General features: G+C 36.0%; 26 protein-coding genes. 13 read left to right on the forward strand and 13 right to left on the reverse strand.

Annotated elements, in window-relative coordinates; genetic code table 11:
- Position 1 precedes the first annotated feature (1 nt).
- Positions 2-1,000 (forward strand): acyltransferase family protein, encoded by a 999-nt coding sequence (locus ACTJIP_RS15400; RefSeq protein ID WP_077413508.1) that lies wholly within the window; start codon positions 2-4, stop codon positions 998-1,000.
- Between the two features lie 10 nt (positions 1,001-1,010).
- Complete coding sequence (locus tag ACTJIP_RS15405) at positions 1,011-1,949, forward strand: glycosyltransferase family 2 protein (RefSeq protein ID WP_077413507.1); 939 nt, start codon at positions 1,011-1,013, stop codon at positions 1,947-1,949.
- Positions 1,950-1,995: 46 nt separating this feature from the next.
- Here the strand turns inward: ACTJIP_RS15405 and ACTJIP_RS15410 are convergent, their stop codons facing one another.
- Positions 1,996-3,030 (reverse strand): acyltransferase family protein, encoded by a 1,035-nt coding sequence (locus tag ACTJIP_RS15410; RefSeq protein WP_440704813.1) that lies wholly within the window; start codon positions 3,028-3,030, stop codon positions 1,996-1,998.
- A 166-nt stretch (positions 3,031-3,196) separates the two neighbouring features.
- Here ACTJIP_RS15410 and ACTJIP_RS15415 point away from each other — a divergent pair, with 166 nt between their 5' ends.
- From ACTJIP_RS15415 to ACTJIP_RS15425, 3 genes are read left to right on the forward strand one after another with little or no spacing between them, the layout of a single operon-like run.
- Entirely contained in the window at positions 3,197-3,739 is a 543-nt protein-coding gene (locus ACTJIP_RS15415; RefSeq protein WP_077413506.1) for an acyltransferase, read from the forward strand.
- A complete protein-coding gene (locus tag ACTJIP_RS15420) occupies positions 3,739-4,578 on the forward strand; it encodes a glycosyltransferase family 2 protein (protein WP_219072079.1) in 840 nt (279 codons plus the stop codon). Before ACTJIP_RS15415 ends, ACTJIP_RS15420 begins: the two co-directional genes overlap by 1 nt.
- Positions 4,578-5,732, forward strand: a complete 1,155-nt coding sequence (locus tag ACTJIP_RS15425) for a glycosyltransferase (RefSeq protein WP_440704814.1) — start codon at positions 4,578-4,580, stop codon at positions 5,730-5,732. The genes ACTJIP_RS15420 and ACTJIP_RS15425 overlap by 1 nt, the downstream gene beginning before the upstream one ends.
- A 1-nt stretch (position 5,733) precedes the next feature.
- On the opposite strand, the gene ACTJIP_RS15430 is transcribed toward ACTJIP_RS15425, so the two are convergent.
- Genes ACTJIP_RS15430 through ACTJIP_RS15440 form a run of 3 tightly spaced genes read right to left on the reverse strand, consistent with a single transcriptional unit; the run spans position 5,734 to position 7,724 of the window.
- Positions 5,734-6,492: an SDR family NAD(P)-dependent oxidoreductase gene (locus ACTJIP_RS15430; protein ID WP_440704815.1), complete on the reverse strand. Its 759-nt coding sequence runs from the start codon at positions 6,490-6,492 to the stop codon at positions 5,734-5,736.
- Positions 6,492-6,725 carry a phosphopantetheine-binding protein gene (locus ACTJIP_RS15435; RefSeq protein ID WP_047380387.1) on the reverse strand — a complete coding sequence of 78 codons (234 nt, stop codon included), beginning with the start codon at positions 6,723-6,725 and terminating at the stop codon, positions 6,492-6,494. The genes ACTJIP_RS15430 and ACTJIP_RS15435 overlap by 1 nt, the downstream gene beginning before the upstream one ends.
- A gap of 27 nt (positions 6,726-6,752) precedes the next feature.
- Positions 6,753-7,724, reverse strand: a complete 972-nt coding sequence (locus ACTJIP_RS15440; RefSeq protein WP_198424134.1) for a 3-oxoacyl-ACP synthase III family protein — start codon at positions 7,722-7,724, stop codon at positions 6,753-6,755.
- 146 nt (positions 7,725-7,870) lie between these two features.
- Here ACTJIP_RS15440 and ACTJIP_RS15445 point away from each other — a divergent pair, with 146 nt between their 5' ends.
- The 4 genes from ACTJIP_RS15445 to ACTJIP_RS15460 all read left to right on the forward strand — a co-directional run bounded on the left by ACTJIP_RS15445 (position 7,871) and on the right by ACTJIP_RS15460 (position 12,111).
- A complete protein-coding gene (locus ACTJIP_RS15445; RefSeq protein WP_228408609.1) occupies positions 7,871-8,347 on the forward strand; it encodes an acyltransferase in 477 nt (158 codons plus the stop codon).
- 32 nt (positions 8,348-8,379) lie between these two features.
- Positions 8,380-9,528: a glycosyltransferase gene (locus ACTJIP_RS15450; RefSeq protein ID WP_440704816.1), complete on the forward strand. Its 1,149-nt coding sequence runs from the start codon at positions 8,380-8,382 to the stop codon at positions 9,526-9,528.
- A gap of 11 nt (positions 9,529-9,539) precedes the next feature.
- Positions 9,540-10,094: a serine O-acetyltransferase gene (locus ACTJIP_RS15455; RefSeq protein ID WP_047380379.1), complete on the forward strand. Its 555-nt coding sequence runs from the start codon at positions 9,540-9,542 to the stop codon at positions 10,092-10,094.
- 523 nt (positions 10,095-10,617) lie between these two features.
- On the forward strand, positions 10,618-12,111 hold the full coding sequence (locus ACTJIP_RS15460) for a phosphoethanolamine transferase (RefSeq protein WP_180564999.1): 1,494 nt from the start codon (positions 10,618-10,620) through the stop codon (positions 12,109-12,111).
- 27 nt (positions 12,112-12,138) lie between these two features.
- Here ACTJIP_RS15460 and ACTJIP_RS15465 read toward each other — a convergent pair whose 3' ends face one another.
- Both ACTJIP_RS15465 and ACTJIP_RS15470 read right to left on the reverse strand, forming a co-directional pair.
- Positions 12,139-12,744 carry a DUF2306 domain-containing protein gene (locus ACTJIP_RS15465; RefSeq protein WP_077413498.1) on the reverse strand — a complete coding sequence of 202 codons (606 nt, stop codon included), beginning with the start codon at positions 12,742-12,744 and terminating at the stop codon, positions 12,139-12,141.
- Positions 12,745-12,874: 130 nt separating this feature from the next.
- Positions 12,875-14,014: a helix-turn-helix domain-containing protein gene (locus ACTJIP_RS15470; RefSeq protein ID WP_077413497.1), complete on the reverse strand. Its 1,140-nt coding sequence runs from the start codon at positions 14,012-14,014 to the stop codon at positions 12,875-12,877.
- 383 nt (positions 14,015-14,397) lie between these two features.
- Here ACTJIP_RS15470 and ACTJIP_RS15475 point away from each other — a divergent pair, with 383 nt between their 5' ends.
- From ACTJIP_RS15475 to ACTJIP_RS15490, 4 genes are all read left to right on the forward strand, one after another.
- Entirely contained in the window at positions 14,398-15,066 is a 669-nt protein-coding gene (locus ACTJIP_RS15475; protein WP_219072076.1) for a carbonic anhydrase, read from the forward strand.
- A 21-nt stretch (positions 15,067-15,087) separates the two neighbouring features.
- The gene (locus ACTJIP_RS15480; protein WP_047380370.1) at positions 15,088-15,387 is read left to right on the forward strand and encodes a hypothetical protein; all 300 of its coding nucleotides are present in this window, start codon (positions 15,088-15,090) and stop codon (positions 15,385-15,387) included.
- Positions 15,388-15,534: 147 nt separating this feature from the next.
- Positions 15,535-17,127 carry a SulP family inorganic anion transporter gene (locus ACTJIP_RS15485; RefSeq protein WP_077413495.1) on the forward strand — a complete coding sequence of 531 codons (1,593 nt, stop codon included), beginning with the start codon at positions 15,535-15,537 and terminating at the stop codon, positions 17,125-17,127.
- 51 nt (positions 17,128-17,178) lie between these two features.
- A complete protein-coding gene (locus tag ACTJIP_RS15490; protein WP_047380366.1) occupies positions 17,179-17,814 on the forward strand; it encodes a carbonic anhydrase in 636 nt (211 codons plus the stop codon).
- A 135-nt stretch (positions 17,815-17,949) separates the two neighbouring features.
- Here ACTJIP_RS15490 and pth read toward each other — a convergent pair whose 3' ends face one another.
- The 7 genes from pth to mfd all read right to left on the reverse strand — a co-directional run bounded on the left by pth (position 17,950) and on the right by mfd (position 26,784).
- Complete coding sequence (pth, locus tag ACTJIP_RS15495; RefSeq protein WP_077413494.1) at positions 17,950-18,513, reverse strand: aminoacyl-tRNA hydrolase; 564 nt, start codon at positions 18,511-18,513, stop codon at positions 17,950-17,952.
- Positions 18,514-18,599: 86 nt separating this feature from the next.
- Complete coding sequence (locus tag ACTJIP_RS15500) at positions 18,600-19,532, reverse strand: hypothetical protein (protein WP_077413493.1); 933 nt, start codon at positions 19,530-19,532, stop codon at positions 18,600-18,602.
- Positions 19,533-19,631: 99 nt separating this feature from the next.
- Entirely contained in the window at positions 19,632-20,504 is an 873-nt protein-coding gene (locus ACTJIP_RS15505) for a hypothetical protein (RefSeq protein ID WP_180564994.1), read from the reverse strand.
- Positions 20,505-20,656: 152 nt separating this feature from the next.
- Positions 20,657-21,394: a hypothetical protein gene (locus tag ACTJIP_RS15510; RefSeq protein ID WP_077413491.1), complete on the reverse strand. Its 738-nt coding sequence runs from the start codon at positions 21,392-21,394 to the stop codon at positions 20,657-20,659.
- Between the two features lie 8 nt (positions 21,395-21,402).
- Positions 21,403-22,221: a hypothetical protein gene (locus ACTJIP_RS15515; protein ID WP_232539043.1), complete on the reverse strand. Its 819-nt coding sequence runs from the start codon at positions 22,219-22,221 to the stop codon at positions 21,403-21,405.
- Between the two features lie 2 nt (positions 22,222-22,223).
- On the reverse strand, positions 22,224-23,045 hold the full coding sequence (locus tag ACTJIP_RS15520; RefSeq protein WP_219072075.1) for a hypothetical protein: 822 nt from the start codon (positions 23,043-23,045) through the stop codon (positions 22,224-22,226).
- A gap of 370 nt (positions 23,046-23,415) precedes the next feature.
- On the reverse strand, positions 23,416-26,784 hold the full coding sequence (mfd, locus tag ACTJIP_RS15525; protein ID WP_428168759.1) for a transcription-repair coupling factor: 3,369 nt from the start codon (positions 26,782-26,784) through the stop codon (positions 23,416-23,418).
- Positions 26,785-26,953 lie beyond the last annotated feature (169 nt).

Genomic DNA, 26,953 nt, shown 5'->3' on the forward strand with positions numbered 1-26,953 from the left:
CATGAAGCTTAACAACCTCCAGATATTAAGAGGGATTTCAGCCTTATTGGTATGCTGCTTTCATTTCCGTGAAACAATAAACCTGCCCGGGCTGAATCTTGGCGATATTCTCTTTAAAAAAGGAAGTATCGGTGTTCCCGTATTTTTTATTATCAGTGGGTTTATCATGGCTTTCACCACTCAAAAAATAAATTTCAGTAAAGATTCTTTTCAGCAGATCACTTTATTTTACAAAAGAAGGGTGATCAGAATTGTTCCGCTGTATTATCTTTTGACCTTTGCTGCGATGATACCCGGAGGCAGTTTTTTCCTCTATTTTCACGGAGCAGGACTTTATGAGCTTATCCATTCATTATTATTTCTTCCCACAAAGAAAGAATTTCCGGTCCTTTTCTTGGGCTGGTCTTTAAATTTTGAAATGTTCTTTTATCTCATATTTGGACTTTCATTATTCTTTAAAGAAAAAAGATATTACTTCATCGCAGGGTTTTTCATCCTTACTTCAATTCTGGGATATTTTATCCATTTTGAAAGTCCGTATTTACGAATGGTAACCCATTCTCTGAACCTATATTTTGTTGTAGGAATTCTTTTTTCACTTCTATTGAACAGATTTACAATTTCAAAGATTTGGGCAGCGTTACTTTCTGTAACAGGAATCGCATTATTTATATTGGTGCTGCTTAGCATTATCCCTACAGATAATGATATGATAAAGCTGGCCATTATCTCCCTGTTCGTCTTTTCTTTCTTAACTTTTGATTATGTATTTCAGTTTAAAGGAAACAAAGCCTTTATTTTTCTGGGAGACATTTCCTATTCACTGTATCTGTCGCATCCTTTTGTAGAAATTGCTTTAAAAAGATTTAAAGTTGAAGGCTACCTCAGCTATCCTTTTTTTCTATTTAAGATTGCCATGGTCATTATAGTGGCATCACTTCTGTATTATTTTGTTGAGAAAAGAGTAACCAATTATTTAAAAATTAAATTAAAAGCATAATCCGATACAAATGAAAATTTCAGTAATTATTCCCGTTTACAATGCCGAAAAATATGTTTCTCAGGCTGTAGATTCTGCGCTTCAGTTCGAAGAGGTATATGAAGTGGTATTGGTAGAGGACAAGTCTCCGGACAATGCATTACAGGTCTGTAAGGAACTCGCTGAAAAACATGATAGAGTAAAGCTTTTTCAGCATCCTGACAAAGGCAATCATGGAGCCGGTGCCAGCAGAAATTTAGGCCTGGAAAAAGCGGAAGGAGATTTTATCGCTTTTCTGGATGCGGATGATTACTACCTTCCCAACCGTTTTGATGCAGAAAAAGAACTGTTTTCCAACAAAGATGTTGACGGAGTTTATGGTGCAATCGGGGTTCACTATTATTCGGAGAAAGCAAAAGAACAATATTACAAGGTCTTTGGGGACCGCCTTACTACAGTTTACAAGAAACATCCTCCAAGAGATGTATTTCCGGGACAGCTTAACATGATAGGAACTTTCGGGCTTTTCAGCATTGATGCATTGACTATCCGTAAAAGTTCTTTGAAAAACATGGAGTATTTCTTCAAAACACATTTAAAGCTTCATCAGGATACTGAATTTCTATTCAGACTCTCCTACTATCTGAGTTTATATCCGGGAATTCTTGATAAGGCAGTAGCGGTAAGAGGGGTTCACGAAAACAACAGAATTACCAAAATAGATTCCAGACAAGTTAAACCGGCCTCAACAAGAGTTATCTTGTGGAAGGAAGTCAACCATTGGGCAGAAAATGAAAATACCATTCCCAATGATATGAAGCTTCATATCAAAAGAGTCTACAGAAGTTTCCAAATTGCCAATGCTCCTCTTTTCAAAAAATGGGGAATGATAACGAAGTATCTGCTTACGGATTATAAAAGTATACGTTCAGGGCTCTATAATATTAATTTCAGGAACGATTTGTTCTAATAGTATAATTAAACTAAGTGTCTAGTTTAAAAACAGTGCTTTAATTTTATTGTTTGGAAAAATGTATCTTCCTTAAAAGATCACGCATTGGTTTTTCAATACACTGATAAAAAACTGCAGAACTGAACAGCATAACAATAATGTAAATCACAAATACAAGATCAATACTAAACGTGTATTCCTGCCATTTTAAAAACTCCCGGACAAGATAAAGAACAGGAATATGTGTGATATATATACCATAACTTATTTCTCCAAGATATTCCAGAGGCTTTAATGAAAAGAGCTTACTTATTCTTCCGTTATTCGCCGAAATAAGGAGAATTGCAGGCACAAAAAATAAAGCCATCAAACCGTTGTGATAAAAAAGCGGAACAAACATCAGCGACACAAGGATCAGTAAAAAGACGGCAATCACCTGACGATCGTAATTTTTTTGCTTATAATTTCTCACGAAAAATATTCCCGCAAGATTTCCGATCAGAAATTCATTAAGATGCCAGAAAGGGAAATAATAAAGGAATTCATGACTTTTCGTATGTGGCCCCTCATACGCTCCATATACCGGATAAAGGTTTGAAAACACCTGAGTAATCAGCCACAGTCCAATAGCAAATACCCAGATCATTTTATTTTTTTTCGCGTAAAAATAATTATATAAAAACGGGAAAATCAGGTAAAAGAAAAACTCTACAGAGATAGACCATCCCGGAAAATTCAAAATCATGGCTTCTCCAGGTATCCAGCTCTGAATGCCTAATCCGTATAAAACCAGCTTATACCAATCAAACATTTCATATCTCGTCATGAAATACAGCAGAAGTCCCAGCATATAAAGCGGATAGATCCTGGCAAATCTGTTTTTATAAAACTCCAGATAATCAATCTTATCCTTTTTATGATAAGCAATGATCATAATAAACCCTGAAAGGATAAAGAAATAGCTTACCCCGACATTCGCTCTCAAAAAAAGATTGGAAATGTAATCTATCTTATATAAAAACAGATCTTTATTGAAATGGGAAATGACAATTGCCATAGCGGCAATAAACCTGGTAAATGTAATCTGACTTATCTTCACAGAACCGCAAAATGCTTTACTTTATCAAAATACAGCAAACTCAACACGGAGTACTGTTTTTATTACTATAAAGTGTTAATTTTAAGGCACAAAAATAAGATTTATTATTATAATTATGTAAAACAAATTATATTTGTAGGCTACAAATGTGAAAATAAATTTAGGTATGCTTTATGAAATTTTAGCAAAACTTCAACGGAAAAGCCAGATTTCTCTTCTCAAAAAACATCCTCATGTTTCTTTCAAGGGGATAAAGCTTGGGATCAGTGATCATTTTATTCTGCATGAAAATGTAAAGAAAGTGACAATTGGTAATGGGGTCAGTTTCAGAAATTATGTACATGTTCTTGTGCAGCAGAATGCCACTTTAGAAATCGGGAACAATTTTTTCATGAATAACTTCTGTTCCATCAACTGTCTGGACAGTATTTCAATAGGGGATAATACATTATTCGGAGAAAATGTAAAACTGTATGACCACAACCATGCCTATCAGACTCATCCGGATTTTAAACTGTCTCACGCTGAGTTCACCACAGCTCCCATCAAAATCGGAAGCAACTGCTGGCTCGGAAGCAATGTTACCATCCTAAAAGGGGTAACTATCGGAGACAACTGTATTATTGGAGCAGGATGTACAATTTACAAAGATGTTCCTCCCAATACAACCGTAATCAATCATCAGGAATTAATATTTAAGGAACATTAATGAAGTTTTCTATCCTTATAGCCCATTATAATAACGCTCATTTTTTCAAAGACTGTTTTGAAAGCATCCTTCAGCAGACGTATACAGACTGGGAAGCCATCATTCTGGATGACGCCTCCTCTGAAAGCGAGAAGAAAATGATCCGGGAAATGATTTCAAGTGATAAAAGGTTTAAATTTTTCGAAAATGAAAAAAATTCCGGTGTAGGTGTAACAAAAAGTAAACTGATTGAGCTGGCAGAAGGGGAAATCTGTGGATTTTTAGATCCTGATGATGCTATAAACCCAACAGCCATTCAAAAATGTATGGAGATCTTTCAGGCTAAAAAAAACACAGTCCTTACCTATTCCAGGTTTATGACCTGTGATCAGAATCTGAAACCAATTTCTCCGTTCAGATCTGCAATGCAGGTACCGAACGATGATCCTTATTTTTTTAATTTCCCTATTCAGATCGCTCATTTTGTAACCTTCAGAAAGGCAGTATATGAACAGACAGAAAAAATGAATCCGGATTTGAAAATCGGGGAAGATCAGGATCTCTACCTTAAAATGTATGAAAAAGGAAAAGTTCAGTTCATTAATGACACCAACTACCTTTACAGAACTCATCAAGGGGGAATTTCCCAGAATGACAATAAAAAGAAATCCCATGAGTATTTTGCTCAGGTGATTTTCAATACCATGAAACGCAGAGGACTTACCACCATCAATGGCCAGAAAATTCCTGATCATTATCCGGGTGTAGATGAAATATTCAGTCTGCTGCAATATCAGCATAAACTTCCTTTCCGTATCAAGAAAAAAATAACAATTACTTTACAATCAATCTTCGGATAATGTTAGAAAAAAAAATAAAAATTTTGTTCAGACACCGCTCCATGGAAATGGGAGGTGTAGAAAAAGTACTGTTGGGACTTCTCAACAACCTGGATCCTGACAAATTTGAAATGACGGTATGCCTTACCCTTAACCAGGGCAAGTTGCGTGATGAACTTCCGAAACATATCAGAAAAATATATCTTACCGATGGAAAAGAGGATTTTTCCGACAACACTCTCTTACAGAAAGTTCAGCTTGTCAAAAGAAGGTTAAAGCTTCGTAAACTGAAAAACAACCCAGCGATTGCAGACCGGCTTATCAATGATACTTTTGATATAGAAATAGGGATGGATTACAGGGATTATGATGCTATTCTCAGTTCTACCCATACGAATTCAAAAAAAATCGGATGGTTTCACTCTGAAATCAATGTTCCTAAATTTCAACCTTTGGTTCCTGATATTTTAAAGAGTTTTCCTCAGTTTGATCATATAGTGTATTGCTCTCACAAAATAAAGGATATGATGCATCAGTATTATCCGGATCTCAGTTATCCGGCTGAGAGTGTTATTATCAATCCTATTCCTATCGAAGAAATAAAACGTAAGGCCGAAGAAAAGCTTGATACGTTCCCTGAAGGACCTGTTTTCGCTTCTATTGGAAGGCTTCATTCAAGAAAAGGATATCATAAGCTTATAGAAGCACATACAAGGCTTATCAACGAAGGATTTCATCACAGCATCATTGTCATTGGTGATGGTGACGAAATGAAGAACCTTAAGGCTCAGGTCGCAAAAAACAATGTTGAAAAGACATTTATTTTAGCCGGAAATCAGATGAATCCTTATCCATACATTAAAAAGGCGGACTACTTTATCCTTCCTTCAGAATCTGAAGCATGGCCTTTGGTAATTGCTGAAGCATTAATCCTTCAGAAGCCTATTATTGCAACAAATGTAGGTGATGTAGGGCTGATGATCAAAGACCGGGAAACCGGGTATCTCATCAGCTATGAGGTTGATGAAATGTATTCGGCAATGAAGACATTCTTTACAGATCCCGGCATTGTTCTCCATATCAGAGAAAATCTTAAAAATATTGAAAGTCAGTTCGACAATAAGAAAATATTTGACAGTGTAGAAAATATTATAGAAACGCTGTACAAAAAATAAATTACTGTGCGGAATATCCTCCGTCAATAACAAGGTTGGTCCCTGTGACCCATCTTGAAGCATCGGACAATAGAAAAATACAAGCATTCGCTACATCTTTAGGATCACCTATTCCCAGCGGATGCTTTTTTATGATTTCTGATGAAGCTTCTTCACCAATATCCTCAAACATTTTTTCCAGAATCGGGGTATTCACCATCGCAGGGCTGATGCTGTTGACACGGATATTACTTCTGGAAAGTTCCATTGCCAACGAACGGGCTCCGGAAATCACGGCTCCCTTACTTGCAGAATAAGCAGCTTTCCCAGCCTCTCCTACCATTCCCGCAACGGAAGAAATAAATACAAAACTGGAAGTCTCGTCTTTATACTTTTTTAAAGACAGGATTTTAGCAATTTCAAGTCCGGCAATCACATTTACTGCAAATATATCGTGGTACAGCTGAGGATTGTGCTTTTTTAACGGCAGTGTTTTTTCTATACCGGCACAGTGTATAAATCCTGAAATTTTGCCTAAAGCTGAAACTTTATCCGCAATGATTCCTTCAAGGTTATCAGATTGGGTAATGTCTTCGGCAATGATCTCAACTTTTGTTTCAGAATTAAGCAGAGAAACGGTTTTCAACAGTTCGTTCTGGTTTCTTCCCACAAGAATCAGATCTGCACCGCTTTTACTGCATTCTACAGAACAGCTTCTCCCGATCCCGGAAGAAGCGCCTGTAATGAGGATAATTTTATTTTTTAATGAGAAAGCATCCATTAATCTTCAAAATTTTCTTTTCCTATAACATTCATCAGATCTGAAACAGTTTCGATATCTTTAAAATGCTTGGTATCAATTTTCTTACTGAAATTTTCGTCTACAAAAGCAATAACAGAAAGTAAACTGATAGAATCATAGCTTTCCAAAGATTTTAAATTCGTTTCAGTGGTCAATGTTTCATCTTCCTCCAATTCTTCCTGTAGTTTTTCTAAAAAAACGGATGTTTTCATATTCTATAATTTTAAATGTTTGTTGTTCTAAATTTCCATAATAGTGGCTCCCCATGAATATCCTACGCCAAATCCTGCCATTAAAACTTTATCTCCTTCCTTCAGCATTCCTTTATCCATCATATTTTTAAGGGCAATAGGAATGGTTGCAGAAACGGTGTTTCCGGTTTTTTCCATATCAATATAGAACTTTTCAGCCGGTATTTTTGTTTTCTTTCTTAAATAATTCAGCATAAAAGAATTGGCCTGGTGAAAAACAAAATGGTCAATATCATCCATTGTCATTCCGTTTACTTCAAGGGTTTCTTTTACCAATCCCGGAATATTTTCAATGGTAAAATTAAAAATCTCAGGACCATTCATATAAATATTTTCAGGGCTGAATTCATGCTCGGGATTCAGTTCAAAGTCTTTTTTGAAAGCCCCTTTCTTCACGATAAGATTTTCAGCACCACTCCCGTCTGTTCCCAGACAGAACTGATAATCATTGCCCTCTGCTTTTTCAACAATTACGGAAGCGGAAGCGTCCCCGAATATACTTCGGTTTCCTTTATCATCAGCATGAATATGTTTGGTGTAGGTTTCTGAAGTAACCAAAAGAATGCTCTTTGCAATTCCTGCAGCAATCAATCCTTTCGCAAAAGCCAGCCCATACACAAACCCTGAACAGCCAAGATTAAAGTCTATCGCTCCGATATTTTTTCTAAGACCCAATCTGTCCTGCAAAATACAGGCCGTTGTAGGTAGAAAATACTCCGGACTTTGGGTACAGAACAAAATAAAATCTACTTTGTTCCGGTCATAATTTTCGAAGATTTTCTCTGAAGATTGTACAGCCATATCCAGCACCGTTTCGTTGTCTGAAGAAATATGACGTTGAGAAATACCTACTTTCTCCTTGATGCGTTCGGAACTCCATTCGGGGAACAATTTTTCAAGACCCTCGTTAGTTAACACCTGCTGAGGCAGATAATATTCTATTTTTGAAATTTTCATCATATTAATAAATTCTCTTTCTTTGCAAAAGTAACGAAAACAACTTTACACTTGTGATGATTTTTATATTCAGAATCCTATTAAAAATAGACGCTCTCTATCATTCTTTTTTGAATAGAGGCAGTCTTGAAGTGGCTAAATATAGAGGTATGAAGGTAGGAAAAAACTTTAATATGCCTGATAAAGTGTATTTTGGAACCGAACCTTACCTTATCGAAATTGGCGACAATGTGAATATTGCCGGAGACGTAAGATTTGTAAACCACGGCGGAACTACTACCCTGCTGAGAAGACTTCCCGGATATGAAGATGCAAGGATTCTTGGAAGAATAAAGATTGGAAACAACTGTACAATTGGTCTCAATGCTGTAATCATGCAGGATGTACAGATTGGCAACAACTGTATTCTGGGAGCCAACTCTGTGTTGTCACAGTCTATGCCAGACAACACTGTTTTTATCGGAAACCCGGCACAGTTTCTGTGTACCATTGAAGATTATGGTGATATTGTCCTTAAAAACAATCCGGAATATCCCCGTGAATTGGAGAAGGACAGAAAAAAACTGGATGCCTATATCAAAGAAAATCTTCCTCACAAGTATAAAAAAGCAAGAAAAATTAAATAAATTTAATCTTGTAAAATCATAAAAGAAACAAATTGAAAAAGAAAAAACTCCTCATTCGTATAGGTTCATTACGTCATGGCGGTGCAGAAAAAGTATTAATCAACTTTTTGAAAAATCTTCCCTCCGATAAATATCAAGTAGATCTTCTGGTCAACCTCTATTCAGGGTTATATATTAAAGAGGTTCCGTCATGGGTGACTTTATACTATTTAACAAAAGGAGAAATGATAACGACTAACAGGCCGCAGGATATTCCTGTGAAAGCGTACAGGGTTCTTTATCAGAAAATGTTTCTTTGGTTTCCTTCTCTTCTTTATAAATTTATTTTAAAAAATAAAAAATACGATGTAGAGATTGCTGCCATCCATGCAATGCATCAGGAAATACTGTCAAGTCCTCAAAAGGATTCCAAAAAAATCATCTGGGTACAAAATGACATTTTCAATTTGAAAGAATACACTCCTGAAGTCATCAGACAGTTTTTTAAGTTTGACAGAATCCTTGTGATTTCCAACAAGCTGCAGGAAGGAATGCATAATTTGGCCAAAAATGAGGCTGAAAAGGCTTCTGTGATCAAGATTTTTAATCCAATTGATAAGAATGATACCTTAAGAAAGGCAGATATTGAGATCAATGATTATCCTTTCAACAGTGATCTTCCTACTTTTGTGACAGTGGGAACCGTATATCCTCAGAAAGGGTATGACAGATTGCTGAATGTTCATAAAAAACTGATCGATGAAGGATTAAAGCATCAGCTTTTGATCATTGGTGACGGCTATGATTTTGAAAAAACCCAGGATCAGCTCAATACACTGGGACTTCAGGATACTGCAAAAATGCTGGGCTTCAGCAGTAATCCGTACCCATATATGAAAAAGGCGGATTTCTATATTATGTCGTCAAGGCATGAAGGATTTCCAACCATCATAGCAGAAGCACTTATTCTCAACAAACCTATTTCTGCAACGGATATTTCCGGTATCAGAGATCTTCTGCAGGACGGAAAACTGGGCAATATTACTGCAAATTCCGAAGAGGGAATTTATGAAGGAATGAAAAAGTTTCTTACCGATAAAAATATAACTGAAGAATACAAAAAACAGATCTCAGCAACAGAGCTGCCGTTTGTACTGGAAAAATCTGTGGAACATCTTCAGAAAATAATTGATGAAGTATAAAAACATTAACAATGGCTGATTATTCTATCATTCAAAAAGACTTTTACCGGGAAAGCGGAAAGTGGCTTTCAACATTTCAGATCTGGAAAAAATGCATCAATCCCAATCTTCATTTTGTTTACATTTTGAGAAAGGCTCAGAAGTATCAGAAGAATCCTCTTTTGAATACTTTCTGGAGAATTGTATTAAGACATTATCAGATCAAATACGGATTTCAGATTTATCCTGAAACCCAGATCGGGGAAGGTTTTTATCTGGGGCACTGGGGAAGTCTTGTTATCAATCCGAAAACAGTCATTGGAAAGAACTGTAATATCGCACAGGGAGTCACCATCGGCCAGCAAAACCGTGGAAAAAATGAAGGTTCTCCAATCATTGGTGATGAAGTATGGATAGGTACCAATGCTGTTATTGTAGGAGCTGTTACTATTGGAAATAATGTATTGATTGTTCCTAATTCTTATGTCAACTTTGACGTTCCGTCCAATTCTGTTGTCATAGGAAACCCGGCAAAAATCATCCCAACTCCTAATGCCACAATGGACTATATCAACCGTAAAGTGTAGTAATCCCAGCCACTTATAGTAAAAATTCTACTTGCATTTATCGGTAATTTCGTGTACATTTGTAAAAAAGGCATTGTTTAGTTATGAAATAACGATATGATTATTCGGTTTGAAAATCCCGATGGCATCAATTCTTCAATGCTCCTTGTTCTGAAAAAATCGCTTAATATTAAAAACACAACCCAGGCTTATTATTAATTAAAAAAATATATTTTTTGATGAAAGAAACACACCCTCATTATTCCCATTCTTTATCTGCAATATCAGCTCTATAGTTACGTTTTCTACAATCATTGAAAATCTAAACGGACAGAAACAACGCTCCGTACAACTGTAGCAATTTATCTTTCAAAAGATTCTTTTTTGACTTGATATAATATCTGTAATCCCTAAGAATTATTAACTGATATTAATTCTTCTCAAGCAACACACGATTCTGATATTCAGCAGGCTCTCTCCCGGAAGACTCTTAAGAAAGATTATAAAAAATGATCTTAACAGCCCCGAAAACATATATACAACCATGCTCAAAAAAATAATTCCGATTTTTCTTATTTTAATCTATCTCACAGGTTTTCTTCTTTCTTTCCCTTATATTTTTGATAATTTATTCGGGTCAGAGAAGCTGGAAAGCATCCGGAGTATTTTTGAATATGGAATTATGTTTTGTTCTTTCCTTGTATTCAATGCGCTTCTTTTAAAAAATAAATATACTTCAGTCGTTGCTGTTATTCTGTGCTTATTATTAAGCATTAATTTTCTAATATCAGCATCGTGCTTCCTTATCTATCATTCCGGATTTAATGTAGGAATGGCCATCAGTATTCTTGAATCTAATCCAGATGAAGCAATGAGCATGTCTTACATGTTTATCCTTCCGGGTATTTTGTTTTTGATTTTTCTGGGAATGTTACTATATTCTGTGAACTACCTTAAAAAAAATGTTGTCCGTTTTGATGCTAAGTTTATCATCATTGCATTACTGTGGCTTATTCTACCGTTTGGATATCATCTTAAACACACATATGTAAGCAATAAAGGGGGAGGAAAAATGATAAAGAATGTATACTACCATTTATCCGATTTCAATACAGCATTGAATATCCAGAGAGATATCAATGAAATAAAAAAGAATGTTCCTGTTTTCAATATTAAAAAAATACAGCCAGGGATTGAAAATGTAATTTTTATTATTGGAGAATCCGAAAGAAAGCAAAACATGTCATTGTATGGCTATCATAAAAAAACAACACCCTATACAGATCAGCAGGCTGAAAACATGATGATTTTTGACAATGCAGTTTCTCCTGCAGGAATTACCAACCTGAGTGTGCCTTTAATGCTGTCCAGCATTCATCCTGATGAATTCAGGTACCGTTATGACAAGCTATCCTACAATATCATCAATCTGGCTAACCAAACCGGATACAATTCTTTCTGGCTCAGCACACAGGCAAGCGCAAGAGGAATAACAGCCATTGCTTCAATGTCTAAAAATAAAAAATGGGTAAACGGCTACGATGAAGTGATTGTCCCTGAACTGGAGAAGGTCATTCAGAAAAAAGAGGATAAATTTGTAGTTCTCCACATCATGGGAAGCCACCCCAATCCATGCAACAGACTTCCTCCCAACTGGAATTCTGAGAATCTAAACTGCTATGACAACTCCATAAAATATACAGATTATGTCTTCAATAATATTTTCCGTACGTTGAAAAACACCAATTCCGTAGTGATCTATGCTTCAGATCATGGACTTAAAATACAGGGTGACAAATTACTGCATATAGACTCTAAAGAATCTACTCAGGTGCCATTTTTTGTATGGTTTGGTGATAAAGTTCCTGCAGCATATAGAATTACCGGACATGAAACTAAACAGACCCAAACGACTTATATCTATCCTCTGATTATGAAATACATGGGTCTTCAGCCTCCTCAGCATTATAAAAATGAAGGAAATAAATATTTAAACTTAGAGATGAAAAGTATGGAGTATGGAAAGCTGCCGGAGTAGAATATAATCTCTTTTGTGAAGGGAAATCTATATCACAGCTATTCTTTTATTGATAAAATAGGCAGTCAATAAATTAGGAACCCAGCACAGCCAGGCAACAGCAGTATAAGAGTTTTCAGGATCACCGGTAATATTGGTTAGCAAAGGATACCACAATCTCAGTGTCACGGCAGCAAAAGTACAGGCATAACTGTAAATCATGAACTGTTGATGCATCACAACATTCCCTTTTCTTATCTGCCCAACCGCCATAAGAGTTGTCATCAGCCAGACACATCCTAAGCTGATAAATCCTATTGCGGAGATCAGTCCGCCATTGGCATAAAAGCCCATATAAACAGCTGAAACAGAACTTATGACCACTGCAATGACATAGATACTTCCAAGTTTCCTATGAATCTTGATATATTTATTCCTGAATGAGCTGCCAAACTGACGCCAGCCCATAAAAAGCGCCAGCCCTCCGAAAATAATATGGGCAAAAAATGCTGTTTTCCAAATGATATTATGAAGCACTTCAGGAGATTTGGAACCTAAAAAAGTATGTTTCTGCTCCACAAAAGCATACATAAGAGGATAAGCGCCAATAAGCAATGCCAGCACACACATGATTACAAATAGTAATTTTTTCATAAAAGTCTGATTCAATTTTTTTGTAAAAATGAGGATTATAAACGCTTCATCTGTTCCAAAATGAAAGGTGGAACAAACATTTAAACAACTCAAAAAGAATAACTTATACTAAAACAAATTAATAAATAAGTTATTCCATAGTAATACTCTGGCTTTTTAGAAACTCTCTTGGTGAGCAGTTCATATATTTCTTAAAATTCCGGTTAAAAGAGGTTTTTGAATTAAATCCACTCTCAAATGCCAGTGAAAGAATCGTAAACTTTCCATTTTCAGGTAACACTGCTATTCTCTTAAATTCTTCAATCCGCTGACGGTTGATATAGTCATAAAAGTTTCTGTTTTCAACAAAATTAATGGTTTGGGAAAGTGTATTCGGATGAACATCCAAAAGTTTTGCAACATAGTTCAGGTTCAATTCAGGATCTGTATACAATTTTTCCTTCTCCATCTGAATCACCAGCTTATTATAGATATCCTGTATTGCTTCTTTTCCGGCAAAGGTTTTCTCATATTTTGGAACTTCAGGACTGTTTTCAACTGTACTATTTTCCGTATCGCCTTCAGTTTTTACCACTGAATAATCCAGAATGCCCACCCGGCTGATCCCGAAATAAGCAGCAACCATAATAAACAAAACAACCATTGAAAAAATAAGAATATTATTCCTGATCATAACGGCAATCCAAATCAGCGCAATACCGGTAATCAGATAATATGCCCAGTTCAGATTGATTTTCTCAGTATTTGAATATTGATTGGAAATTGCTTTCTTATATTTTCTTACTGCAAGAAAACTTAATCCTACATACAGAATTCCCGAGAGAATCATAAGAAATTTAATCACCTGGCTCAATGTTTCATACCCTTTTCCTTTATTCTGATATACCTCTACTCTCTCTTGCGGAGGGAGCAGCAAAAACTGAAACAAAGAGATATAGATCATTAAAACCGGAATCCAATGCAGCAGCCAGATCTTTTTGCCTGAATTTTGGCTGGTGACATACAAAATGTACAAATACAGCATTGGCCCATGCATAAAAGGAAAGGGAATCTCGAAACCAATGAGAGAAGGGAAACGCAAATATCCTTCTGCATGAAATAAAACAAAGAAAATAAGATGAATTCCTATGATCATAAACCATATTGCCAACACATAATCTGCGGTCACCTTCTTGGATTTTCCCAAGATCAGAAAAGATGAAAAAAAGGCAATAAAAATTCCTGCCCAATAAAATAGTGGTGATAAAGATTGCAGACCAAGATCAGACATCAAATGGATAGATTAATCAAGGTGTTAAATTATTCATTTTTTGACACATATGACAGCTTTTTAATGAACTCTTGTGAAGCAACATGTGATGAGACAAATAAATTAAGAATATTTTAATTCACAAATCTCAATTTTTAATTTATACTTCGTAATTTTATCATGGTTTTAAACGTTTGGATTACCCTATAGAGCCTGATGGCTGTAAAGCAAACTATATCGGAATATTAGATATGATTTTAAGCATATTTTAATATTAAACTTTGTTAAAAGTGATTTACTTTTTAACAAAAAGTATATTTTTGCATAATTATTGATTTAGTCTATTGATTTTGGAAATAATTTAAACGAAATAAATAATTATAAACTTTTAAAAATTTAAAATTATGTCACAATCGTACGAGGTTATTTTCGAAAACAACAAAAAATGGGTAGAATCCAAAATAGCTGAAGACCCGAATTTCTTTAAGGAACTTGCAAAAACTCAGCATCCTGAATTTCTTTATATCGGATGTTCAGACAGCAGAGCCACCGCAGAAGAATTGATGGGAGCAAAGCCGGGCGAAGTATTTGTTCACAGAAACATTGCTAATGTAGTCAATACTTTAGATATGAGTTCCACAGCCGTTATTCAATATGCTGTAGAACATCTGAAAGTGAAACACATTATTGTGTGCGGACATTACAACTGTGGTGGTGTAAAAGCAGCGATGACTCCTCAGGATCTGGGATTGTTGAATCCCTGGCTGAGAAACATCCGTGACGTTTACAGATTACATCAGGTAGAGCTGGATTCTATTGAAGACGAAAACAAGCGTTATGACAGACTTGTTGAACTTAATGTTCAGGAGCAGTGCATCAACGTGATCAAAATGGCCTGCGTACAGGAAAGGTATATTTTAGAGGAACAACCTATTGTACACGGCTGGGTATTTGACCTTAGAACAGGTAAGATCATTGATCTGGAGATTGATTTTGAGAAAACCTTAAAAGACATCCAAAAGATCTACAATCTTACAAGTTCAGATTGGGTAATGAGCAGAAAGACTAAGTAGTTTTTCTAAAAAGAATGTAAAATGAAATTCTGGAGTATTATTGTATTAACGTTTTTTCTGAATTTTACGGCGCTGCCAGGCATTGCTGCGGTAGCGGGCTGGGATATTGCAAGAACGAATATAATAATCAACGAAGAAGAACCACATTCTCATCCGTCCTCATTTATTGTTTATGAAAAGACCATTCCGAAACCTTTGGACGTTTTCGACTATCTGAAGTTTTCCGAACCTGATTTTCAGGGCGTTTCTTTTGTACTGATAGATGATTCTTTTCATCTTTCACCTTTACTTACTATATTTTCTCCCCCTCCGGAAGCGTAACTCTTATAGTTAGATTTTTTTGATACTATTTCCATATCATTTTTTGATATCGGACACACATGTACTTTAAAAATTATTTTTTCTCAACTTTTTGTAATTGACTTATTTAAAAAAAAATAAGCCGGTTATACTTTACAGCTTCACATTATGAAAAAGACATCATTAATAGGAGGAATCAAGGAGAATTTTCCTTCAGGACTCGTGGTATTTTTAGTAGCACTTCCGTTGTGTTTAGGAATTGCTTTAGCATCAGGTGCTCCCCCATTATCCGGTATTATTTCCGGTATTATAGGCGGCCTGGTAGTAGGAACAATCAGTAATTCTAATATTTCAGTTTCCGGGCCTGCAGCAGGTTTAACGGCAATTGTTTTAACAGCTATAACAGATCTTGGCGCATTTGAGCTTTTCCTTTGTGCAGGGATTATTGCAGGACTTATTCAATTGATTTTAGGGTTTGTAAGAGCCGGAAGTATTTCCAACTACTTTCCCAACAACGTTATTGAAGGAATGCTTGCTGCCATAGGAATCATTATTATTTTAAAACAGATTCCGCATGCTTTAGGATTTGATAAAGATTATGAAGGTCATGAATCTATTTTTGATAATGGTTTAAACTTCGGATATTTTACAGAATTATTTGGGGCTATCCACCCTGGGGCTATTGTTATTACTTTGATTTCAGTAGCAGTTCTTATAGCATGGGATAAAATCCACGTTCTGAAGAGACTGAAAATGCTTCCTGGAGCTTTGGTTGCAGTAATTGTAAGTATTCTTCTGAATCAACTCTTCAAGATGTCCGGAAGTTCTCTGGCTATCGAAACCCAGCATTTGGTTTCTTTGCCTGTTCCTCAGTCTTTTGATGATTTCAAGAACCTGATTACCACTCCGGATTTTAATGGTTTCACAAATCCTAAAGTATGGATTGTAGGTGCAACAATTGCTATTGTAGCCTCAATTGAGACGTTACTTTGTATTGAAGCATCAGACCGATTAGACCGACAGAGAAGAATTACGGATACCAATCTTGAGCTTAAGGCTCAGGGAATCGGAAATCTTATCAGCTCATTTATCGGTGGTCTTCCAATGACGTCTGTTGTCGTAAGAAGTTCTGCCAATGCTAACGCCGGAGCAACTTCTAAAATCTCAGCCATTATTCACGGAATATTCTTATTGATCTGTGTACTTTCTATTCCTGTTATTTTAAATTTAATTCCATTAGCTACATTGGCTGCGGTATTAATTTTAGTGGGATATAAATTGGCAAAGCCGGCTACATTCAAGCATTTCTGGCATTTAGGAAAATTCCAGTTTATTCCGTTTGTAGCAACGGTGGTAGCTGTTGTAGCAACAGATTTATTAAAAGGAGTCGGAATTGGTCTTACTATCTCTGTTTTCTATATCCTTCAGGGGAATATGAAAAGAGCTTATTATTTGAGCAGAGAAAGGCTGGATGATGCAGATGGAATCAACATAAAACTAGCTGAAGAAGTTTCATTTTTAAATAAAGCTGCTATCAAAAAAACACTTAAAAATATAAAACCAAGTTCAACGGTCATCATTGATGCCAGAAGCACTTCATACATCGCAACAGATGTACTGGAAATGATTCAGGATTTTGCCAATATCCGTGCAAAGGAACAGGACATCAACGTAGAACTTTTAGGCTTTAAAACTTCATACAGAGATTACGAAAGAAGTGAGGATTCCCATATTCTGGTTACTCACAAAAGAGCCATGTAATCTCCATTTATAATTAATTTTTTTAACTTTAAATTCGAAAACAATAAAAATATGAAAGCACATACATACGAAACACAGTCTACTATCACTCCAGAGAAAGCATTAGAATTCTTAAAAGAAGGAAATCAAAGATTTGTAAACAATCTTAAAGCAAACAGAGACCTTCTTGAGCAAGTGAATGCTACCCGTGAAGGACAGTGGCCTTTTGCTGTAGTTCTAAGCTGTATAGACAGCCGTACTTCTGCGGAGCTTATCTTTGACCAGGGATTGGGAGACGTTTTCAGTATCAGAATTGCCGGTAATTTTGTTAATCAGGACATTCTTGGATCGATGGAATTTGGCTGCAACGTTGCCGGTTCTAAACTTATTGTAGTTTTAGGCCACACAAAATGCGGTGCTTTGAAAGGAGGTCTTGATGCTGCACAGATTGAAGGATTGGGAATGGATAATCTTAACCACCTGATCAACCATTTCAACCCTATCATCAATGACATCATTGAAGAAAATGAAGAGCGTTCATCAAAAAACAGTTCTCTTTTGGAAAGGCTTAATCAGCAAAACGTAAAAAGCGCTATTGAAGACATCCGTAAGCAAAGCTCAACACTTAAAAAACTTGAAGAAGAAGGAAAAATTAAAATTGTTGGTGCCAATTATGATGTTGAAACTGGTGCAGTAAGTTGGTTATAAAAGATAAACTCATTAAATTTCAATTATAATTTACAGAAAATGCCATCGGAATCCGGTGGCATTTATTTTTTGTCATGCAATAAAAGTCTACTCCTTATTACCTGCTCCTATACTCTCTTACTTTCTGTCTTTCTATTATTTCCCGTTAAATGCAGACATCGTATTATTCAATCCTGCAAATACGAAAGAAAGGCTCGCTTTTGAAAAAGTTTCAATTCTCTCAGTAAGCTTTGCTGTCTCTTCTTCATTCCAGGTTCCTAATACATAATCTACCTGTCGTCCTGCAGAGAAATCAGCAGAGATTCCGAAACGAAGCCTTGCGTAATTTTGGGTCTGCAATACTTCATTAATATTTTTGAGTCCGTTGTGGCCAGCATCAGAGCCTTTCCCTTTCAACCTTAATGTTCCGAAAGGTAAAGCAAGATCATCAGTAACAATCAGTACATTTTCCAAAGGAATATTTTCTTTCTGCATCCAGTATTTCACCGCATTTCCGGAAAGATTCATATACGTATCTGGTTTAAGGATAAAAACTTTTCTGCCTTTATGTTTTCCTTCTGCCATCCAGCCAAAGTTAGAGGTATTGAATGATACCTCAAGAGTTTCAGCTATTTTTTCAGCTACTTTAAAGCCTATATTGTGTCGTGTATTTTCATATTCTGAGCCTTTGTTACCAAGCCCGACAATTAAATATTTCATCAGAAATTTTTTGCAAAATTAAGGGATAAAAAATAAAAAACTCAATCTTAGGAAAGATTGAGTTTCAATATTATTAAAAAAGTCTTCTATTGTGGTTTGTAGATATAATTAACGCCGTATCCTTTTGTCATATAAGTCTGAGGATCATAAACGTAATTGGTACTCTTTACAATTGGAGTTGGAATAGGTGGCGAAAGATCTGTCACCGACCATCTCTTAGGGTTGTTTGGAGATAGAATAAGACTTTCTTTATCATTGATTACTGTAGATAATAGTCTTGAAATCTTATATACGTGTGGCAATAATGTGAACGGGCTCACCTGATCATCATATGCATAGTATTCATAGCTATATTTTCCTGTAACAGCACCGAATGCTCCTCCTGTCATTGTTCCATAGTTTCTTGTTACTTTAGATACGTTATCGCCTACATATGTGTAAGCCGTTTTAGAGTAATCTGTGAAAGCAAGCGGCACTCCTACTACATCCGGACCATTCCTCATAATGATAGAATCCAGCTTCCCTGTAGCAGTACTATATTTAATATTGTAAAGGCTCTTCTCTTTTTTCAGTAATGTCTGTGGACCTGGAGTAGTTGCCGGTGGTACAGGCGGAGGTCTTCTGAAAATAGAACGGTTTTCAGAAATCGTCTGCAGCTTATTGTTATTTGCGTAAGTGAATAATTGAGTGTATGATACACTATCCTTATCTAGTTTTCCGTTTCCGTCAAGATCCAAAAAGCCATTGAAATTAATCTGGCTGATTTTATCACCACTATACATAATATTAGTCACTGAAGCACTATCTGTAAGTACTTTAGTCACAAGAAGTCCGCTGTACTGATATTCTGCGATAGTATCTTTATCTGTAATTTCTCTGTATAATGCTCTGGGGCCGCTTAATCCCCCTGTATTATTAAGATCCAATAATGGATTCCCATCTTCATCTAGTAAACTCTTGCAGGAATGTATTGAAGAAAAACCTGCGATTAGTAAAATAAAATAGAAAATTTGCTTCATTTCCTTGTAATTGATTATTTTTTTGACAAATATAATTTTTTTTACCTAAAAATTATATGATTATTTTATATTCTGGTAAGATTAATAACTATCTCTCTCCTATAAATTTTTATAGGTAAAAGTAACATTCTGGTTTTTCTCTACAACCACATACCCTTGATTATCATAAGAATAGCTCTGAGCTGTATTTACCGGAGCCGCTGGTGAAGGCAATTCTATAAACATTGAAGTAGGATTATTCGGAGAAATTTTATAGAATTGAGCTGGATTTATCAGACTTCGTGTTATAAAATAAACCGGTGAAAGTGTAGAGTAAGGGCTTTTCTGAGCATCATAGTTCTGAAAGCTGTACTTGCTTACTACTGCAGTACCCATATTCGGGTTTCCATTGATATCTAATAATCCTTTGGAAGAAACTACCTGAATAACATTATCTCCGGTATATACAAAACTATAATCTATAAATTTGTTATAAGCGCTGATTCCTCCTTCTTTTCTCTTCTCAAGAATCTTAGTAAGTTTATTCGTCGTTGGATTATAAGTAAAAGTATAGTCACTTATAACAGAAACTGATGGAGTGGCACCCGTTGTAGTAGAAGTGGCGTTGTAAATCTTTTTACCTGTAGCATCAGGAACAATATTAAATTCATAAACAAGACTGGATGCTGCTGAACTTACATATTTAATTTTTGTGATATTCTTGTTGGTATACGTTACCGTTCCCGTATAAAAAGCACCCGGAGCAGATTCATCCTTAGAAACTGCAGTCTGTAAATCTCCGGTTACTGCTGCCGTAACATATTCTTCCTGGGAAATATTATTAGCACTCACCTTTGCTAAAACCTTTTTAGGCGGCGGTCCATCATCCGGATTCGGGATAGATTCTATGGGATCTGAGGTAGTAGTACATGCTGCCAGCAGCCCAAGAAAAGCAATACCGGCAAATATTTTTAAAAAATAGTTTTTTACCATATAGAATTTTTTTAGCTTGCCCAAATATAATTCAATTTTCGATAATACACTTCAATTTATATGGACAAATTCACAAGAAATAGAGTTAATAAACAAAAAAAATCTAAAAACATAACGTTTTTAGATTTCTAATTATTGTATTATCATAAAAATTAATAAGGTTGCAATATAGATGTCGTCAAAACAGATTGTGACATATCGCTATTAAGATAAGTAGCATCAACAGCTTTTCCTATTCCCAGATTTGTTCCTGAGATTGCTCTTTTGATGCAGGCTACTTTAACGCTATATTGGTTTTTAGGAGTAAGATTCGCAAGAGTAGCATTAAGATTAAAAATCTTGTAGGCCCCGCTATCTCCTAATAAAACATCTGTTCTTACCGCTCTAAGTTTGTCATCTATAAAAATACCACAGGCAAAACTCGCTGAGCTTGTTCCTGTTTTTTGAACAGTCGTCTGAAAAGAGAATGTAGCTTTATTCACCATATTGGTTACAGAGAATGTATCCACTGCCCCGGGAAGCACAGTCCAGTTCCCAGCTAAAGCATCTCCATCGTTATAAGGAGTAGTAGCTCCGTTTGGCGCAACAAAAGTAACTCCTGTTTTATCAGCAACCGTATTGATTGAAAAAACTGACATACTTCCTTGTCCGTCTGCAATTTTTATTGCCTTCCAGTCGTTTGTAGTCAGGTCTGCGTTATTGTGAAATATATCACCTGCTGCTCCGGCAGATCCTCTCAGTACATCTGTACCTCCTGTTCTTAATTCTTTTCCAACATTCAGGTCTCCGTTTACATCCAGCATATTAGTCGGATTAGGAGTATTAATACCCACTTGGGCAGTAGCTGCAACAGTTAACAGAAGTGATGTTACAAATAATATTTTTTTCATAATCCGCTTTAGTTTATAATGGTGTTAAACACTTCTGGAACTTCATATACATCTACTTTAAGGGATGACTGTGAAATAAAGCCATTAATATTAGAGTATACATTGGTTCCTATCGTAAGGGTATTGCTCCCCGCTCCATAAGAACCCAATCTTGTACAGGCAACATCTACTGTATGATCTCCTTTCGCAAGATTATCTACAATACCAATCTGAGTATGGGTAAGGAAAGGATATGAAGTACTGATTGCTTTTAAGTTTCTCTGTCTCAGATTCACCAGTTTATTGTCTACAAAAATCCCACAGGCATAATCTATTGAGGTATCTGTAGTCCCAGCACCTCCGAAGTCTGCCTGTACAACCGTTTCAAACTGGAAGTAAGCTTTACTCTGAGTACTGAATACACTGATTACCTGTGAAAGATTGTTGATTTTTTTAAAATTAGTAAGACTGCTGATCTCTTTTCCTTTGGTAAAAGTTCCCCCTCTTGAGGCCAAACCTACCGAAGAATCATCAGAAGAAGTAAATGAAATCCCTACTTTATCTGAAAAAGAGTTGTTGTAGATCAGATAAAATTTATTAGGCTCATATTCAGGAATACGAAGTGATTTCCAGATTGGGGCATAGCCTTCTCCCTGAGAAACCAGTAATTGGTCGTTATTTCCCTGAGAAATTGAATTATCAGTAGCATTAAGGACTGCAATTTTATTTCTGAAGTTCAAATCTCCGTTTACATCAAGAGTTGCTTTTGGAGTATCTGTTTTTATTCCTACCTGAGCCGACACCAAAAGTCCTATGGTCAGAAATAGGGTTGATAATAGTTTTTTCATCATTAGTTAGTTTTATAGCTCACGTATTCAATAACGTCCATTTTCATTGTAGACTCCAAAGTAAATGCACTGGAAGCTCCATTTGAAGCCTGTACATTGCGTCCGATGGCAAATTGTGAGGTAGAATTTGAAGTATCAATCTTTCTGCATGCAATCTCAATCGTATGAGCTCCAACGGGAACATTCTGTTCGGTATAATTAAGGGTAAAGATATAGTCCTGAAGACCATTTTTTCCGCTGTTGTTATTAGACGCAACTCTATCCGGACGTACCGCTACCAAAGTTCCGTTTCTGAAAACACCACAGGTAAATCTTACACTTTCTATCGTCGTAGATGTAGGTGCTTTTATTTCGATTCCTGTCTGGAACTGATAGGTAAGCCTATTTTTTCCATTTTTGATTGTAAAGGTATTTGTAAGTCCATCAATCTTTTTCCATGTTCCTTTAGCAGCATCAGTAATATTATCTCCAACACTGTTTTTGTAAATACCATCACCAGCAATACCATTGGTAAGTGAGATAATACCCGTTTGATCTGACGACAGATAAGAGTTGATCAACTTATACTGTCCCTCTTCCATAAAGGAAATGTTCAAAGACTTCCACACGGGAGGCAAACCCTCACCCTGAGAAACCAAAACCTGGCCGTTTAACCCGGCATCTCCAGCCTGAGTTGAAGTTCCGCCTACTCTAAGTTCTTTTCTTAAGGTGGTTTTTCCATTCACATCAAGAACAGATTTAGGTTTTGCAGTACCTATTCCCACCTGCGCATTAGCGCAGAGTGATAGAAGTCCAGCTGCGCAGCAATATATAATTTTTTTCATAATAAGGACTGCAAAGGTACACAATGAAGTCCTAAAAATTCCAGTTATACATCCATAAACCTATAGAAATAAACACATTACAACATAGAATTAATCACACATAAAAGTAGAATTATTTCTACATAACTCCACTTTTTATGTTTAAAAAAAATCTAGTAAGGTCTCAAACCCTTACTGTACGGGAATCTACAGGATATTTTTAGTCATAACAAAGTGATATCAGACCCTTCAAAACAGGCTTAATTCTCCTCTCAAGGAATATTACTCAGAAAAAACATGATAACAATCACAAAAAAGCGTATAAAATTTAAGATTTTATACGCTTTTCACATTTTTTACAAATTTGTTTACAAAAAACAAAACCTATAATTTAATTATGTTCAATAATAGCTTTTAACAATATATTAACCTCATCCACATTTTTCACCCTTTCCTTCCTCATCATCAGCTGATTACCTTCTTTTCCGGACTTCTCTTTAAGCTGGGCTTCGGCAGGATTTCGGGTTAAATAATTAATAATATGTCTGAATCTATCTGTCTGGTAGAATTTATCCTGAGGATTCCCTGGGAAGTATCCTAAGAATACTCCATTTTTCATAACAATCTTCTCAAAACCTATATCTGCGGCTAACCATTTCAGAGAAACGCTTTTCAATAGATTGACGGCTTCTTTCGGCAATGCTCCAAAACGGTCAATCAGCTCAAGTTCAAACTGATGAAGATCAACTTCATTATTAATTTCTGCAATTTTCTGGTACAGCAGTAATCTTTCTTCGGTATTGGAAATATAGAAATCAGGTAACATCAATTCCAGGTCAGTATCGATATTGACATCTTTTACAGATTTGAAGAGCTTTTGTCTGTCTTCCTCGTTTTCAAACAGACTTTCAAAGTCAGCATCATCTTTCAGTTCTTCCAGCGCTTCCTGCATTAGTTTCTGATATGTTTCAAACCCCATTTCATTGATGAACCCGCTTTGTTCAGCACCCAAAAGGTCACCGGCACCACGGATTTCAAGGTCTTTCATTGCAATCTGAAAACCACTTCCCAGATCAGAAAACTGCTCAATGGCTTCCAGACGTTTTCTGGCATCGGAAGTCATCATATCATAAGGTGGTGTAATCAGATAGCAGAATGCCTTTCTGTTACTACGTCCTACCCTTCCTCTCATCTGATGCAGATCTGCCATTCCAAACCGCTGTGCATCATTGATGAAAATGGTATTGGCATTCGGGACATCCACACCACTTTCTACAATTGTCGTGGACACTAGAACATCATATTTCCCTTCCATAAAATCCAGAACATTCTTCTCCAGCTGCTTTCCTTCCATCTGACCATGTCCTGTGATCACTCTTGCATCCGGAACCAGTCTCTGAATAAGTCCGGCAATATCTTTAAGGTTTTCTATTCTGTTATTAATGAAATAAACCTGACCATCCCTCTGAAGCTCATAAGAAACGGCATCACGAAGAATCTCTTCATTGAATCCGATCAATTGCGTATCTACAGGCTGTCTGTTAGGTGGTGGTGTTTTGATGACAGATAAATCCCTTGCCGCCATTAATGAAAACTGTAAAGTCCTTGGAATAGGAGTCGCTGTAAGGGTAAGCGTATCAACATTACTTTTAAGTGTTTTCAACTTATCCTTTACTGAAACTCCAAACTTATGTTCTTCATCAATAATCAGCAGGCCCAGATCTTTAAACTTCACAGAACTGCTTACCAGCTGGTGTGTCCCAATGATAATATCTACTTTTCCATTCTTTAAAGCATCTAAAGTTTCTGATTTTTGCTTCGCTGTTCTGAATCGGTTTATATAACCAACATTTACAGGAAAATCTTTAAGTCTTTCTTTAAAACTCCTGTAGTGCTGAAAAGCAAGAATAGTTGTGGGAACTAATATTGCAACCTGTTTACCGTCTGTGGCCGCCTTAAATGCTGCACGGATTGCAACTTCCGTTTTACCGAAACCTACATCACCACAAACCAGCCTGTCCATAACCGTATCAGCCTCCATATCTTTCTTTACATCTACGGTTGCTTTTTCCTGATCCGGAGTATCCTCGTAGATAAAGCTGGCCTCCAGTTCATTCTGAAGATAAGAATCCGGTGTATAAGCAAAACCTTTTGCCGTCTTTCGCTGTGCGTATAATTGAATAAGATCAAAAGCAATTTGCTTTACCTTCGCTTTTGTTTTTTGTTTCAAAGATTTCCAGGTTGGAGAACCAAGTTTGCTCAGCACAATCTCTCTTCCATCCGGTCCATTGTATTTCGAAATCTTATGCAAAGAGTGAATACTTACATATAATAAGTCTCCGTTTTTATAAGTCAGTTTAAAACATTCCTGAATCTTACCATCATTATTTACTTTTACCAGCCCCATAAATTTTCCGATCCCGTGGTCAATATGGGCAATATAGTCACCTATTTTCAAAGACATCAGGTCTTTCAGGGTAAGCTGCTCTGATTTTGCAAAAGTATTCTTTGCCTTATATCTCTGATAACGGTCAAAGATCTGGTGGTCAGTATAAACAAGAAGCTTGTGACCGTTGTCCACAAATCCCTCATGCAGCTCAGATTTAAAGCTCTTAAAAGGAAGTTCATGTTCAAGTTCTTCAAAAATAGATTCGAGTCTTTCTTTCTGTTTTTCTGTTGAAAAGGAAATCCACGTATCAAATCCGCTGTTCTGTTTTTCTTCAATATCTTCAATCAGCAGTTCAAAGTTTTTATGAAAAGACGGCTGAGGGAGCTGCTCCATTTTGACTTCAGTAATTTCCTTCAATCCTTCAATTACTGCCCCACCAAAATCAACTGTTCTGAATTTTTTATAATCGAATAAAAACTCCTGATCAGAAATAAAAAGTTCCTGAGGAGTTCTGTGAGCAATATCTTTACTTAAAGTATCATATTTTTCCAGGGACTTCTCATAGAACGTTCTGATCTTCTGCATTCCTATCATTCCATTTTTAGAAACTACAAAACTTTCGTTTGGCAACAGCTGTAACAATGACACTCTGCTTCCTGTCACAGAGAAATTCATATTGGAAACCAATTGAAAATCCTTTACTTTATCTATAGAAAGCTGGGTTTCGATATCAAAAGTTTTAATACTTTCCACTTCATTCCCAAAGAATGTAATCCTATATGGCTTTTCGTATGAATAAGAAAATACATCTACAATTCCCCCTCTTACAGAAAATTCTCCCGGTTCTGAAACAAAATCGGCCTGCTGAAAATGGTAATGGGTGAGCAATTCGTCTACAAAATCGAAGTCCAGCTGGTCACCTACTTTTATATGATGAGAGATGGCTTTAAAATCTTCTTTTTTCAAAACCTTTTCAGACAAAGCTCCGGCATAAGCTACAATAACTTTCGGAGATCTCCCTGAATTGATTTTATTTAAAACTTCAGTTCTTAAAACCAGATTGGCATTTTGTGTTTTTTCTACCTGATAAGGCTCAAGATGGGTGGCTGGAAAATACAACACCTTATCTTTGCCAATAAGATCTTCCATTTCAGTATTGGCATACAATGCATCCTCTTTATCATCTACCAGATAAAGAATATTTTTCTTTTGAACTAAAAAAAGTTCAGCCACAAAAATAGAAACTGAAGATCCCGCACTTCCCTTTACGGCAATATGCTGGCTGTTTTCTAACTGGGTGAAAATTTCTTTCCCAAACTCTTTCTGCATCAGATCTGGAAGAAACTTTTCTTTGATGGATTTTAATTGCATAAATAGTATTGATATAAACGACAAAAGCGATTTCGGGAGTTTTCCGAAACCGTTTATGGTATACAAAGGTACGGATATTTTTTTCTTTCATTAAAAAACCAGCTGACTTTCGGATTTAAAATGAATGACTTAGCCTAATAAATCTTAATTTTTTACAAATTTATTTAAT

Source organism: Chryseobacterium sp. 22543, from assembly GCF_052044565.1.
In the GTDB taxonomy this organism is placed as follows: Bacteria; Bacteroidota; Bacteroidia; order Flavobacteriales; family Weeksellaceae; genus Chryseobacterium.

Coding starts and splice junctions, on each gene's coding strand:
- ACTJIP_RS15430 (WP_440704815.1), bottom strand. CDS start 6,492: ATGGATGCTTTCTCATTAAAAAATAAAATTATCCTCATTACAGGCGCT.
- ACTJIP_RS15510 (WP_077413491.1), bottom strand. CDS start 21,394: ATGAAAAAAATATTATTTGTAACATCACTTCTGTTAACTGTTGCAGCT.
- ACTJIP_RS15445 (WP_228408609.1), top strand. CDS start 7,871: ATGAAGGTAGGAAAAAACTTTAATATGCCTGATAAAGTGTATTTTGGA.
- mfd (WP_428168759.1), bottom strand. CDS start 26,784: ATGCAATTAAAATCCATCAAAGAAAAGTTTCTTCCAGATCTGATGCAG.
- ACTJIP_RS15490 (WP_047380366.1), top strand. CDS start 17,179: ATGAAAGCACATACATACGAAACACAGTCTACTATCACTCCAGAGAAA.
- ACTJIP_RS15460 (WP_180564999.1), top strand. CDS start 10,618: ATGCTCAAAAAAATAATTCCGATTTTTCTTATTTTAATCTATCTCACA.
- ACTJIP_RS15520 (WP_219072075.1), bottom strand. CDS start 23,045: ATGAAAAAAATTATATATTGCTGCGCAGCTGGACTTCTATCACTCTGC.
- ACTJIP_RS15465 (WP_077413498.1), bottom strand. CDS start 12,744: ATGAAAAAATTACTATTTGTAATCATGTGTGTGCTGGCATTGCTTATT.
- ACTJIP_RS15405 (WP_077413507.1), top strand. CDS start 1,011: ATGAAAATTTCAGTAATTATTCCCGTTTACAATGCCGAAAAATATGTT.
- ACTJIP_RS15420 (WP_219072079.1), top strand. CDS start 3,739: ATGAAGTTTTCTATCCTTATAGCCCATTATAATAACGCTCATTTTTTC.
- ACTJIP_RS15515 (WP_232539043.1), bottom strand. CDS start 22,221: ATGAAAAAACTATTATCAACCCTATTTCTGACCATAGGACTTTTGGTG.
- ACTJIP_RS15500 (WP_077413493.1), bottom strand. CDS start 19,532: ATGAAGCAAATTTTCTATTTTATTTTACTAATCGCAGGTTTTTCTTCA.
- ACTJIP_RS15435 (WP_047380387.1), bottom strand. CDS start 6,725: ATGAAAACATCCGTTTTTTTAGAAAAACTACAGGAAGAATTGGAGGAA.
- ACTJIP_RS15440 (WP_198424134.1), bottom strand. CDS start 7,724: ATGATGAAAATTTCAAAAATAGAATATTATCTGCCTCAGCAGGTGTTA.
- ACTJIP_RS15470 (WP_077413497.1), bottom strand. CDS start 14,014: ATGTCTGATCTTGGTCTGCAATCTTTATCACCACTATTTTATTGGGCA.
- ACTJIP_RS15475 (WP_219072076.1), top strand. CDS start 14,398: ATGTCACAATCGTACGAGGTTATTTTCGAAAACAACAAAAAATGGGTA.
- ACTJIP_RS15485 (WP_077413495.1), top strand. CDS start 15,535: ATGAAAAAGACATCATTAATAGGAGGAATCAAGGAGAATTTTCCTTCA.
- ACTJIP_RS15455 (WP_047380379.1), top strand. CDS start 9,540: ATGGCTGATTATTCTATCATTCAAAAAGACTTTTACCGGGAAAGCGGA.
- ACTJIP_RS15415 (WP_077413506.1), top strand. CDS start 3,197: ATGCTTTATGAAATTTTAGCAAAACTTCAACGGAAAAGCCAGATTTCT.
- ACTJIP_RS15400 (WP_077413508.1), top strand. CDS start 2: ATGAAGCTTAACAACCTCCAGATATTAAGAGGGATTTCAGCCTTATTG.
- ACTJIP_RS15505 (WP_180564994.1), bottom strand. CDS start 20,504: ATGGTAAAAAACTATTTTTTAAAAATATTTGCCGGTATTGCTTTTCTT.
- ACTJIP_RS15425 (WP_440704814.1), top strand. CDS start 4,578: ATGTTAGAAAAAAAAATAAAAATTTTGTTCAGACACCGCTCCATGGAA.
- ACTJIP_RS15480 (WP_047380370.1), top strand. CDS start 15,088: ATGAAATTCTGGAGTATTATTGTATTAACGTTTTTTCTGAATTTTACG.
- pth (WP_077413494.1), bottom strand. CDS start 18,513: ATGAAATATTTAATTGTCGGGCTTGGTAACAAAGGCTCAGAATATGAA.